The sequence below is a fragment of the Janibacter anophelis NBRC 107843 genome, assembly GCF_001570945.1.
Taxonomy (GTDB): Bacteria; Actinomycetota; Actinomycetes; order Actinomycetales; family Dermatophilaceae; genus Janibacter; species Janibacter anophelis.
The window spans coordinates 1-12225 of record NZ_BCSQ01000080.1; the positions used below are offsets into that span (position 1 = coordinate 1).

The window sequence follows — 12225 nt, forward strand, 5'->3', positions numbered from 1 at the left end:
TTGGCGCGGCGGACGCGGGCGCCGCCGCGCCAGCCGGCGCGGTTGGCTCCTCCTCCCCCGGCGCGAACCGCCCCGCGAGGCAGTCGACGAACTGGCCGAGGAGCTTGTCGGAGACGTCCTGCATGACGCCTCGACCGAACTGCGCGGGCTTGCCCGTGACGTTGAGGTCCGTGACGACCTCCACCCGGGTGCCCGCACCCTCCTCGGTCATCGTCGCGACGACCTCGGCCCCGGCCGTGCCGTTGCCCCGCTTGTCCTTGCCCTTGGCGCTGATGACCATCCGGTGGGCGGACTCGTCCTGCTCGACGAACTCACCGGTGCCCTTGTAGACCAGCGCGATCGGGCCGAGCTTGACCTTGACCGTGCCCTCGAAGGAGTCGGCGTCGGCGCTCGTCACCTGGGCACCGGGGAAGCACCCGGCGACGGACTCGATGTCACGCAGGGCCGCCCACGTCTCGTCGATGCCGGCCGGGACGGAAAAGGTGTGGGTCAGCTGCACGGGAGTCCTCTCATCCTGCGAGGGCCGTGAGCACGGCCCGTCGGGTCAGCACCGTCGCGAGGTGCCTGCGGTAGTCGGCGTCGCCGTTGAGGTCCGACGGCGGGTCGGTGCCCTCCGCCGCCAGGTCGCACGCGGCACGGATCCCGTCCTCGGTGGTCGCGGAGCCGACGAGCGCCTCCTCGACCGCCCGGGCGCGCAGGGGCGTGGCGCCCATGTTGGTCAGACCGATGCGGGCCTCGGCGATCGAGCCGCCGTCGGTGCGCACCTGAGCGGCGACCGCGACGATCGGCCACTGGTGGGCGACACGGACGAACTTCTCGTAGTGCGAGGCCCACCCGTCGTACGTCGGCACCCGGATCGCGGTGAGCAGCTCGTCCTCGCCGACCGCGGTCTCGAAGAGCCCCTGGAAGAACTCGGCCGCCGCGATGACCCGCTCCCCGGAGGGGCCGGTGACCACGAGCTCGGCGTCCATCGCCAGGACCGGAGCGCCGCAGTCACCCGCGGGATCCGCGTGCACGAGAGCCCCGCCGAGGGTCCCGCGGTGGCGGATCTGCGGGTCGGCGACCTCGGCGATCGCCTGGTGGAGCAGGGTGGCCCGGGAGCGGACCCGGTCGTCGGCGAGGATCTCGTGGTACGGGGTCATCGCCCCGATCGTCAGCGTGCTCCCGTCGTCGGTGATGCCGCGAAGGGAGGCGATCCGCCCGATGTCGACGACCATCTCCGGTGCGTTGAGCCGCATCCGCAGCACGGGCAGCAGCGACTGCCCGCCGGCGAGCACCTTGGCCTCGTCTCCGTGCTCGGCGAGCAGGGCGAGGGCCTCCTCGACGCTCGTGGGCGCCGCGTAGTCGAACTTCGCCGGGATCATTGCCCTGCTCCTTCGCTGCTCGCTGCTCCGCCGGTGGGGCCTTCGGCACCCGCCGTCCGATCGGTCTGACCCTGATCGCCCGTCACCTCGTCGAAGTGCGGCGCTGCCGCACCCGTCGTGTCGTCGCCCTCGGTCCCGGATCGGATCGCCTGCCAGACCCGCTCGGGTGTGCACGGCATCTGCACGTCGTGGACGCCGAAGGGACGCAGCGCGTCGACGACGCCGTTGACGACGCACGGGGTCGAGGCGATGGTGCCGGCCTCGCCGACCCCCTTCGTCCCGAGCGTGTTGGCCGTCGCGTGCGTCGACATCGTGCTCGTGTCGAAGCTGATCGTGTCGGCAGCGGTCGGCACGAGGTAGTCGACGAAGCTGCCGGAGACGAGCGTGCCCGAGTCGTCGTGGACCGCCTCCTCCCACAGCGCCTGGGCGATGCCCTGCACGAGTCCGCCGTGGACCTGGCCCTCGACGATGAGCGGGTTGATCACCTGGCCGATGTCGTCGACGCACGTGTACTTGCGCAGCCGGACCTCGCCGGTCTCGGTGTCGACCTCCACGGCGCACAGGTGCGTGCCATGGGGGTAGTTGAAGTTCACCGGGTCGTAGGTCGCCTCGGCGTCGATGCCCGGCTCGATGTCCTCCGGGTAGTCGTGCGAGGCGAAGGCCGCGGTCGCGATCTCGGTCAGGGCGACCGACTGGTCGGTGCCGGCCACCCCGAGGCGGCCGTCCTTGAACTCGAGGTCGTCGGGGTTGGCCTCGAGCATGTGGGCGGCGTAGCGACGCGCCTTGTCGATGACCTTGTCCGTGGCCCGCACGAGTGCCTCGCCACCGACGACGAGCGAGCGGGACCCGTAGGTGTCAAGCCCCTTGTGCGAGATCTGGGTGTCGCCGTGCAGGATCTCGACGTCCTCGAAGGGCACGCCCAGCCGGTCGGCGACGATCTGGCTGAAGGCGGTCTCGTGGCCCTGGCCGTGGGCGCTCACGCCGACGACGACCTCGACCTTGCCCGTCGCGAGCATCCGTACGCTCGCGTGCTCCCACCCGCCGGCTCCGTAGTCGAGGCTGCCGAGCACCCGGCTGGGCGCCAGCCCGCACATCTCGGTGAAGGTCGAGACGCCGATGCCGAGCTGGACCCGGTCCTTGCTCTCGCGCCGACGCCGCTGCTCCTCGCGCAACTCGTCGTAGCCGAACCGCGCCTTGGCCTCGGCCGTTGCGGCCTCGTAGTTGCCGGAGTCGTACTCGAGCCCGGCGACCGACGTGAAGGGGAACTCCTCGTGCCTGATCCAGTTGCGCTCCCGCACGACGATCGGGTCCTCGCCGAGCTCGGCGGCCAGCTCGTCCATGAGCCGCTCGATGGCGAAGGTCGCCTCGGGCCGGCCGGCGCCGCGGTAGGCGTCGGTCCACGCCTTGTTGGTCAGCACCGACTGCATCGAGAAGTGGTAGGCGGGGAATTTGTAGATCGCGTTGAACATGAAGGCGCCGAGCACCGGCACGCCACCACCGATGAGGGCGACGTAGGAGCCGAGGTCGGCGAGCAGGTCGACCTTGAGCCCGGTGACGTGGCCCTGCTTGTCCGCGGCAAGCGTCAGGCGCTGCCACTGGTCGCGACCGTGGTGGGCGGCCATGAGCGACTCGGACCGCGTCTCGGTGTACTTGACCGGCTTGCCGAGCTGCCGAGCCACCCACCAGGCCAGCCACTCCTCGGGGGTGACCTGCAACTTGCCGCCGAATCCGCCACCGACGTCCGGGGCGATGACCCGGATCTTCGACTCCGGGACCCCGGTGGTCGCGGCGAGCGCGAAGCGCAGGATGTGCGGGATCTGGGTGGCCGACCACATCGTCAGCTGCTCGCCGGTCGGGTCGACGACCACCGAGCGCGGCTCCATGAAGGCGGGGATGAGCCGCTGCTGGCGGTACTCGCGCTCGATGACGATGCCGTCCTCGCGGGCGGCGGCGATGGCCTGCTCGACGTCGCCACCGGTGCCCGACTCGGCGGAGTCGAAGATCCAGAGAGCGGACTTGTTGGTGCCGAGGTCCGGGTGCGCCAGGACCGTGTCGGCCGCCGCCTCCTTGAGGTCGAGCGCGGCGGGCAGCTCGTCGTAGTCGACGTCGACGAGCTCGGCGGCGTCGCGGGCCTCGGCCGCGCTGCGCGCCACGACGACGGCGACGATCTCCCCGGCGAAGGTGACCCGGTCGGCGGGCATCGCGGGGTGGACCGGCGTGACCTGGTCCGGGGTGAGCGGCCACGCGTTGATGAGGGTGCCGACGGACTCGTCGAGGTCGGCGCCCGAGTACACGGCGACGACATTGGTCGCCTGCGCGGCCTCGCTCGTGTCGACGCTCGTGATCGTGGCGTGGGCGAAGGGGCTGCGCACCATCGCCATGTGGAGCATGCCCGGCAGGACGATGTTGTCCGTCCACTTGGTGCGTCCGGTGATCAGCCGCCGGTCCTCCTTGCGACGGCGGTCGCGGCCGATCTCCTGACCGGGCCGCTCCTCGACCTCGGCGGTCATGACGCACCTCCGGTCTCGGCGGGCGTGGCGCTGGCAGGGGCGGAGCCGGCCGCGGTCTGCACCGCGCGCACGATGTTGTGGTAGCCGGTGCACCGACAGAGATTGCCCTCGAGGCCGAGGCGGATCTCCTCCTCGGTCGGCGACGGGTTGTCGCGCAGCAGGTCGACCGACTGCATGATCATGCCGGGGGTGCAGTAGCCGCACTGGAGCGCGTGGCATTCGTGGAAGGCGGCCTGGACCGGGTGCAGCTCCCCGTCGGTCGCCAGCCCCTCGATCGTCGTCACCTCGCACCCGTCGGCCTGGACGGCGAGGAGGTTGCACGACTTGACGCTGCGTCCGTCGAGATGGACCGTGCACGCCCCGCAGTTGGAGGTGTCGCACCCGACGACGGTCCCTGTCTTGCCGAGCTTTTCGCGCAGGTAGTGCACGAGGAGCATCCGGGGTTCGACGTCATCGGCGACCTTGGCGCCGTCCACGACGAGCTCGATCCTGGCCATGTGGCCCTCCTGAGTCGATCACGACGATGTGATCTGGCTCATGCTAGCGACCACCGCCGTCGGGGTCACCCCCGCGCGATGACCTCGAGCAGCTCCTCGAAGGCGGCCACTGAGTGGCCCGCGACGAAGTCGTCGACGTGGGGCAGCACGGCGACGATCCCGGCCTGCACCGGGCGGTAGCCGACCTTGCCCCGGTGGGGGTTGGCCCACACGACCCGGTGCGCGAGCCGGTGCAGCCGAGCGAGCTGCTCGCCGAGCTCGCGAGCGTCGCCCCGCTCCCAGCCGTCGCTCACGACGACGACCACCGCGCCGCGCGCCAGGTGCCGCGTGCGCGCCCCCGAGATGAAGGCGCCGAGCACCTCGCCGAGCCGCGTGCCACCCGACCAGTCCGGCACCTCATCGCCGGCCTGCACGAGGGCCCGCTCGACGTCGCGCGAGCGCAGCGCCTCCGTGATGCGGGTCAGCCGGGTGCCGAGGGTGAAGACCTCGACAGCCCCCACTCCAGCCCGGGCGCCCGGCGCGTGCGCGATGACGTGCGCCAGCCGCAGCAGCGCCTCGGCGTAGGGGCGCATCGAGCCGGAGACGTCGATGAGCAGCACCACCCGGCGGGCCCGGGAGGTGCGCCGCCGATGCGCGATCCGGCCCGGCTCCCCCAGCTGTCGCAGTGTCGTGCGCAGCGTCCGCTGGACGTCGATCTCGCCACGACGCCAGGCCGTGCGACGGCTGCTGCGTCGCTGCGGCAGATGCGGCCGCAGCCCGGCGAGGAGCCGGTCGAGCAGGGCCTTGTCCCGGGGGCCGAGGGCGGCGACGTCGCGGTGCCGCAGCACCTCTCGGTCGCTGGCGGCGACCCGCACGGTCTCGCCCTCCTGCGTCTCGAGCGACCCGGGGGCATCGTCGCCGGGCAACGGGGAGAGCACCTCGGAGGGATGCTCCGGTGGAGCCGCCCGGGGCAGCTCGTCACCGTCACCGAACCACGCGGCGACGACCTGCTCGAAGCGGACGAGGTCCTCCGGGCCCGCGCACAGCGTGGCCCGGCCGGCCCGACGCACCTGCTCCAGGTCGGCGCACCCGAGGGCGGCGACCGCCTGGAGGAAGGCACTCGTGCGGTCCGGCGTGACCGGCACGCCCGCGGCCCGCACCGCGTGCGCGAGCCCGACGAGGACCTCGTCGGGCTCGAGCGAGGGAGCGTCGGACGCACGCGGGCCGGCGGAGGCGCTCACCCGGCGAGCACCCGGTCGAGGGCCTGGCGCACCCGCTCCCCGTCCTCGCGGTACTTGACGACAGCGCCGAGCGTGCGGGCGGCGGTCTCCAGGTCGAGCTCGGCGGCACCCAGGCGGTGCAGGGCACTCACCCAGTCGAGGGTCTCGGCGACCCCGGGCGGCTTGACGAGGTCCTCGCCGCGCAGGCGGTGGACCGCCACGACGACCTGGCGGGCGAGCTCTTCTCCCACCTCGGGCAGGCGCCGGCGCACGATGGCCACCTCGCGCTCGAGTCCGGGGTGGTCGATCCAGTGGTAGAGGCAGCGTCGCTTGAGCGCGTCGTGCAGCTCGCGCGTGCGGTTGGAGGTGAGCACGACCGTCGGGGGCACCGTCGCCCGGACGGTGCCGATCTCGGGGATGGTCACCGTCCACGACGAGAGCACCTCGAGCAGGAAGGCCTCGAACTCGTCGTCGGCCCGGTCGACCTCGTCGACGAGCAGCACGGCCGGCGCGTGTCGCAGGGCCCGCAGGACCGGCCGCTCGAGGAGGAATCGCTCGTCGAAGAGCGAGCTCTCGGCCGCCTCGGGGTCGAGCCCGCCCGCGCTCGTCAGCGCCTCGAGCGTGCGCAGGTGGAGGATCTGCCGCGGGAAGTCCCAGTCGTACAGGGCCTGCGAGGCGTCGATGCCCTCGTAGCACTGCAGCCGCACGAGCGGGACGCCCTCGAGCTCGGCGAGCGCCTCGGCCAGCGCGGTCTTGCCGGTGCCCGGGGCGCCCTCGAGCAGCAGCGGGCGTCGCATCTCCCGGGCGAGGAAGACGACCGTGGCCAGGTCGTCGTCGGCGAGGTAGCCCGTGGCCTCGAGGGCCCGCGCCAGCTCCTGCGGTGACGTCATGTCGCGAGGCTACCCACCCGGGCACGACGAAGGGCGGCTCCCGGAGGAACCGCCCTTCGTCGTGGTGCTGCGGAGCAGCGGTGGGATCAGAAGCCCATGCCGCCCATGCCACCCATGTCATCGCCACCGGGCATGGCCGCGGCGGCCTTCTCCGGCTTGTCGGCCACGACGGCCTCGGTGGTGAGGAAGAGCGCCGCGATGGAGGCGGCGTTCTGCAGCGCGCTGCGGGTCACCTTGGCCGGGTCGATGATGCCCTCGGCGATCATGTCGACGTACTGGCCGGTGGCCGCGTTGAGGCCCTCGCCCGCGGGGAGGTTCTCGACGCGCTCGGTCACGACGCCACCGTTGAGGCCGGCGTTGGTCGCGATCTGCTTGAGCGGGGCCGAGGCGGCGACGCGCACGATGTTGGCGCCGGTGGCCTCGTCACCCTCGAGCGACAGCTTGTCGAAGGCGACCTTGGTCGCCTGCAGGAGCGCGACGCCACCACCGGCGACGATGCCCTCCTCGACGGCGGCCTTGGCGTTGCGCACGGCGTCCTCGATGCGGTGCTTGCGCTCCTTGAGCTCGACCTCGGTGGCCGCACCCGCGCGGATGACGGCGACGCCGCCGGCGAGCTTGGCGAGGCGCTCCTGGAGCTTCTCGCGGTCGTAGTCCGAGTCGCTGTTCTCGATCTCGGCCTTGATCTGGTTGACCCGACCGGTGATCTGGTCCTGGTCACCCGCACCCTCGACGATGGTCGTCTCGTCCTTGGTGACGACGACCTTGCGGGCGCGACCCAGCAGGTCGAGCTCGGCGGTCTCGAGGGAGAGGCCGACCTCCTCGGAGATGACCTGGCCACCGGTGAGGATGGCGATGTCGGCGAGCATGGCCTTGCGGCGGTCACCGAAGCCCGGCGCCTTGACGGCGACGGACTTGAAGGTGCCCTTGAGCTTGTTGACGACGAGCGTCGACAGCGCCTCGCCCTCGAGGTCCTCGGCGATGATCAGCAGCGGCTTGCCGGCCTGCATGACCTTCTCCAGGACGGGCAGCAGGTCCTTGATCGAGCCGATCTTGGAGTTGGCGATGAGGACGTAGGGGTCCTCGAGCACGGTCTCCATGCGCTCGGTGTCGGTGACGAAGTAGCCGGAGATGTAGCCCTTGTCGAAGCGCATGCCCTCGGTGAGCTCGAGCTCGAGACCGAAGGTGTTGCTCTCCTCGACGGTGATGACGCCTTCCTTGCCGACCTTGTCCATGGCCTCGGCGATCTTGGCGCCGATCTCCTGGTCAGCAGCGGAGATGGAGGCCGTGGCAGCGATCTGCTCCTTGGTCTCGATCTCCTTGGCCATCGTCAGCAGCTCGTCCGAGACGGCGGCGGTGGCCTTCTCGATCCCGCGCTTGAGGGCCATCGGGTTGGCGCCGGCGGCGACGTTGCGCAGACCCTCGCGCACGAGCGCCTGAGCCAGGACGGTGGCCGTCGTCGTGCCGTCACCGGCGACGTCGTCGGTCTTCTTCGCAACTTCCTTGACGAGCTCGGCCCCGATCTTCTCGTAGGGGTCGTCGAGCTCGATCTCCTTGGCGATGGACACACCGTCGTTGGTGATCGTGGGGGCGCCCCACTTCTTCTCCAGGACGACGTTGCGGCCCTTGGGGCCGAGGGTGACCTTGACGGCGTCGGCGAGGGTGTTCATACCCCGCTCGAGACCGCGGCGGGCCTCCTCGTCGAAAGCAATGAGCTTGGCCATTCGGGTGGTTCCTCCACGCGAATCGAAGGGTGCGACCGGGGGTGCCCGCGACGGACGGAGAACGACCGCCCGGCTCACGTCACCGTGCGATCGCGCCCCTCACCTGACCGGTCAGGACTGTCACTCTCACGGGGAGAGTGCTAACGCCATTATTGGCACTCTCGGTGGTCGAGTGCAAACGGCCCGGTGGTGGAGCGCACCCAACCCGCGCGACCCACGGTCAGGTGCGCGGGTGCAGGTCGGTGAAGAGCGCGCGCAGCTGGCCGTCGACGTCGGAGGAGACCGGGTCGTCGAGGTCGGCGACGAAGACGGCAACGAGCTCGCGCGCCGGGTTGCCCTCCACCTCGGCGAGCAGCCCCCGCCACACGGCGAGGTTGGGGTGCTCCACGGCGGTGCAGGCCTGCGCGGGCTCGAGGCCCTCGACGGCCGCGGCGAGCTGCTCGGGCGAGACGTCGACGGTCGCGGTGGACCCGTCGTGGCGCAGGACGGAGGCGAGGACGACGGCGGCCAGGCCGTGGCTGCCCCCGGGCGCATTGACGTGCGGGAGGTCCCACTCCGGGTCGCTCGTGGCCGGCGTGATGGCGACCGCCCACGCGACCGGCGGCTGCCAGCCCTCGATGCGGGAGGCCAGGTGCTCCTTGATCGCCGCGAGTCCGGCGGGCGTGCTCCAGTCCAGTTCGGTCATGGACCCCACTGTGCCAAGCAGCGGGGCGGCTGCGACACCCCCTGCGCATCGCAGCCGCCCCGCGGCCCCTCCCCTTGCACGATGAGACGCAGTGGCTGCGGGTGCGGTTCGGCGCCGGATGCATCCGTGACCGAGCCGTGACCTAACGAAGGGGGCGCAGCCGCTTCTCGCGCACCTCGGTGGCCGGCGCGTAGCCGGCGGCGTCGTAGAACTGCTCGGCCCCCGGCTCGCAGCGCAGCCGGATCACGCCCACACCCTCACCGGCGGCCCAGTGCTCACACGCAGCGAGCAGCGAGCGCCCCACGCCGTGGCGCCGGTGGTCGGGAGCGACGTACATCGCCTGGGCCCACAGCCGACCGCGGCTGCCGGGCGGCTGGCCCGGCCAGGCGGTCTCCGGCAGCAGGACGGCCTGGAGGTAGCCGGCGTGGGCGCCATCGCGCTCGGCGAACCAGGCGGGCAGCTGGTGCCGGTGGCGCAGCCAGTGGTCGGCGGCGCGGTCGAGGTATCCCGGCTCGCCGGGGCCGCCGAGGGAGAGGGCGAACTGCAGGGACAGCGCAGCCAGGACGAAGGCGTCGTCGGCGCCGGCCCGGACGATGCGCACGGTGGAGGGTCGGCTCAGACCTCGATGCCGAGGCGCCGCGCGCTGCGGGTGCGCTGGCGCTGGTCGCGCAGGCGGCGCAGCCGCTTGATGAGCATCGGGTCCTCGGACAGGGCGGCCGGGTTGTTGATCAGGCCGTTGAGCACCTGGTAGTAGCGGGTGGAGCTCATGTCGAACAGCTCCTTGATCGCCTGCTCCTTGGAGCCAGCGTACTTCCACCACTGGCGCTCGAAGGCGAGGATCTCGCGGTCGCGGTCCGTGAGCGGGACCGAAGGGGTCGGCGCGGCGGTCTGGTCGGCGAGGTTCACGCGTCGCACTGTACCGGCGTAATCACACGCTTGTCATTACCGCGGCGTGTCGGCTGGACAGGTGCGACGAAGGGAGTCACTCACGTCCCCTTCGCCCCACTCGTCACACGTCGACCGCTCGGCGCACCGTCGCGCCGAAAGGGTAAGAGAAGAGTAAATTCACGAGATGGCGGTGCACCGCGCCGCCCACCCCGCGGGTCGGCAGGGGGCATGGGGCGCTCTCTTCGGGAAAGGCATGACCATGAAGAAGTTGGTGCTCGGCGGCGTCATGGCCGCCGGTCTGTTTTTTGCAGGAGCGGGGTCCGCGTCCGCCGGTGAGTACACCGGCAACGGCGGGACCGCCAATGGCGGGGCGAACGCGAGTTCGGTCTGCGCCTTCTCGGGACAGGACATGCAGGACGCGACGGCGGGTGGGACCGAGGTCAACCCTCCCGGCTTCGACGACGACGCGCTGACCTGGGTCAACCCCGGCAACGACAACACCCGCACGCGCGGGGTGCAGAACTACGGCCAGTTCGTGGCCCACGGGATGAAGGACGTCCTCGCGGACGAGCGCCCGGGCGTGGCCTGCCGCGGGAACGCGATGGGTCACTGACCCCGCACACCACCGGTGGCCCGGGACCGCATCGGTCCCGGGCCACCGGCATGTCGGGGGTGCGAGGATCGCGGCCCTCAGACCATGGAGTCGAGGATCGCGGCGATGTCCTCGGTCGTCGTCTGCGGGTTGACGATCGCGAAGCGCGCGAGGGTCTCGCCCTCGTGGACCGTCGGGACGATGAAGGCGAAGCCCTCGTCGAGGACGCGGTCGGACCACGCGGCGTAGTCCTGCGCGCTCCACCCCTCGCGCCGGAAGACGACGACGGACAGGAAGCGCTCCCCGACGAGCTCGAAGCCCTCCCGTCGGGCGATCTCGGCCTCGGCGAAGGCAGCGACCTCCAGCGTCATCTCGACCGCCCGCGTGTAGGCCTGCGTGCCGTGCGTGGCCAGGGAGAACCAGAACGGCAGCCCCCGCGCGCGCCGGGTCAGGCCCACCGAGTAGTCCGTGGGGTTCCAGTCCGGGGCCTCGGTGAGCACGTCGAGGTAGCCGGCCCGCTGGGTGTGGGCATTGCGGGCCGCGGCCGGGTCCCGGTAGACGAGCGCACAGCAGTCGAAGGGGGCGAAGAGCCACTTGTGCGGGTCGACGATGAAGGAGTCGCACTGCTCGATGCCCGCGTAGAGCTCGCGCACCGAGGGCGCGGCCAGGCCGGCGCCGCCGTACGCGCCGTCGACGTGGAACCAGATGCCGAACTCGCGGCAGACCTCGGCGACGGAGGCCAGGTCGTCGATGATGCCGAAGTTCGTCGTGCCGGCAGTGGCGACGACCGCGAAGTAGGTCTCGGGTCCGTGGGCGAGGAGCACCTCGCGCAGTCGCTCCCCGGTGAGCCGGCCGCGCTCATCGGGCTCGACGGTGCTCAGCTCGGCGTCCATGACGTCGCAGGCCGACTGGATGGACGAGTGCGCGCCCCGGGTCGTCGCGACACGGAAGGGGCGCTGACCCGCGGCGGCCGTGCGCCGAGCCTCGGTGCGGGCGGCCACGAGTGCGGAGAGGTTGCCGATGGTGCCGCCGGGGACGAAGACGCCGCCGGCGGACTCGGGCAGTCCGACGAGGTCGCAGATCCAGCGCAGCGCCTGGTTCTCCGCGTAGACGGCACCCGAGCCCTCGAGCCACGACCCGGCGTAGATCGAGCTGGCCCCCACGACGAGGTCGAAGAGCGCGGCGGCCTCCGTCGGCGCGCACGGGATGAAGGAGAGGTAGCGCGGGTGGTCGACCGACAGGCAGGCCGGCGCGAGCACCTCGGCGAAGAGGTCCATGGCCCGGCGACCGCCCAGCCCCTCGGCCGTGATCGTCTGCCCGGCCTGCTCCTGCAGCTGGGCCGGCGTCAGGGCGCGGTCGAGCGGCGGCGGGTCGAAGCGCATCCGCTCGGCCGTGTAGTCGTGGACCAGGCGCTCGAGCTCGGCCAGGGAGGTGTTGTCGTCGGCGAATCCATGCACGACGAGCACTCTAGGTGCGGTTCAGCGTGAGGCGCCCCCGTCAGCGGAGCCGCGGTGGAGCGCGCCACCGGCCCTCGGACACGCTGGGTCCACCGGGGATGCACACGTGGTCCACTCTCTGTTAACCTTGTGTTCATCTTCAGTCGAAGACCGACCACGGACCGGGAGGTCCCCATGTACACGATCAATGTCGACCACGTCGTCACCAACATCGCCCACGACCTGTGCGTGCGGTACCCGCAGGTGCCCTGCGAGCGCGTCGAGGCCATGGTCATGTCCGCCCGCGAGCGCATCGAGGCGACCAACCTCCACCCGGAGTTCCTCGCCCCGCTCATCGAGCACGCCGTGCGCATCGAGCTGCACGACCTGGCTGGCGCCCCGCTGCCGCCCACCAGCGCCACCTGCTGATCCCCCCCCCCCCC

At 71.7% G+C, this 12225-nt stretch carries 13 protein-coding genes; 2 read left to right on the plus strand and 11 right to left on the minus strand.

Going from position 1 to position 12225, the window contains the following annotated elements; all coding sequences use genetic code 11:
* The 10 genes from JAN01S_RS15370 to JAN01S_RS15415 all read right to left on the minus strand — a co-directional run.
* Positions 1-499 (minus strand): SRPBCC family protein (locus JAN01S_RS15370; RefSeq protein WP_084360313.1); only part of this gene is annotated, 499 nt, incomplete at its 3' end.
* A gap of 10 nt (positions 500-509) precedes the next feature.
* The gene (locus tag JAN01S_RS15375; RefSeq protein ID WP_068319551.1) at positions 510-1364 is read right to left on the minus strand and encodes an FAD binding domain-containing protein; all 855 of its coding nucleotides are present in this window, start codon (positions 1362-1364) and stop codon (positions 510-512) included.
* Positions 1361-3874 (minus strand): xanthine dehydrogenase family protein molybdopterin-binding subunit, encoded by a 2514-nt coding sequence (locus tag JAN01S_RS15380; RefSeq protein ID WP_068319553.1) that lies wholly within the window; start codon positions 3872-3874, stop codon positions 1361-1363. Before JAN01S_RS15380 ends, JAN01S_RS15375 begins: the two co-directional genes overlap by 4 nt.
* Entirely contained in the window at positions 3871-4371 is a 501-nt protein-coding gene (locus JAN01S_RS15385) for a (2Fe-2S)-binding protein (protein ID WP_068319555.1), read from the minus strand. Before JAN01S_RS15385 ends, JAN01S_RS15380 begins: the two co-directional genes overlap by 4 nt.
* A 65-nt stretch (positions 4372-4436) precedes the next feature.
* Positions 4437-5591, minus strand: a complete 1155-nt coding sequence (locus JAN01S_RS15390; protein ID WP_068319557.1) for a vWA domain-containing protein — start codon at positions 5589-5591, stop codon at positions 4437-4439.
* Positions 5588-6460, minus strand: coding sequence for an AAA family ATPase (locus JAN01S_RS15395; RefSeq protein WP_068319560.1), 873 nt, complete (start codon positions 6458-6460; stop codon positions 5588-5590). Before JAN01S_RS15395 ends, JAN01S_RS15390 begins: the two co-directional genes overlap by 4 nt.
* Positions 6461-6546: 86 nt before the next feature.
* Positions 6547-8181: a chaperonin GroEL gene (gene groL, locus JAN01S_RS15400; RefSeq protein WP_068319562.1), complete on the minus strand. Its 1635-nt coding sequence runs from the start codon at positions 8179-8181 to the stop codon at positions 6547-6549.
* Positions 8182-8401: 220 nt separating this feature from the next.
* The gene (locus tag JAN01S_RS15405; protein WP_068319564.1) at positions 8402-8866 is read right to left on the minus strand and encodes a hypothetical protein; all 465 of its coding nucleotides are present in this window, start codon (positions 8864-8866) and stop codon (positions 8402-8404) included.
* Between the two features lie 142 nt (positions 8867-9008).
* Entirely contained in the window at positions 9009-9467 is a 459-nt protein-coding gene (locus JAN01S_RS17430; RefSeq protein ID WP_068319565.1) for a GNAT family N-acetyltransferase, read from the minus strand.
* A gap of 14 nt (positions 9468-9481) precedes the next feature.
* Positions 9482-9772 (minus strand): DUF3263 domain-containing protein, encoded by a 291-nt coding sequence (locus tag JAN01S_RS15415; protein WP_068319566.1) that lies wholly within the window; start codon positions 9770-9772, stop codon positions 9482-9484.
* Between the two features lie 241 nt (positions 9773-10013).
* Between JAN01S_RS15415 and JAN01S_RS15420 the strand changes: the two genes are divergently transcribed.
* Positions 10014-10367 carry a hypothetical protein gene (locus tag JAN01S_RS15420; RefSeq protein ID WP_068319568.1) on the plus strand — a complete coding sequence of 118 codons (354 nt, stop codon included), beginning with the start codon at positions 10014-10016 and terminating at the stop codon, positions 10365-10367.
* Positions 10368-10444: 77 nt separating this feature from the next.
* On the opposite strand, the gene JAN01S_RS15425 is transcribed toward JAN01S_RS15420, so the two are convergent.
* Positions 10445-11803, minus strand: coding sequence for a pyridoxal phosphate-dependent decarboxylase family protein (locus JAN01S_RS15425; RefSeq protein ID WP_068319571.1), 1359 nt, complete (start codon positions 11801-11803; stop codon positions 10445-10447).
* Positions 11804-11977: 174 nt separating this feature from the next.
* Here JAN01S_RS15425 and JAN01S_RS15430 point away from each other — a divergent pair, with 174 nt between their 5' ends.
* Positions 11978-12211: a three-helix bundle dimerization domain-containing protein gene (locus tag JAN01S_RS15430; RefSeq protein ID WP_068319570.1), complete on the plus strand. Its 234-nt coding sequence runs from the start codon at positions 11978-11980 to the stop codon at positions 12209-12211.
* The last annotated feature ends 14 nt before the right edge of the window (positions 12212-12225 follow it).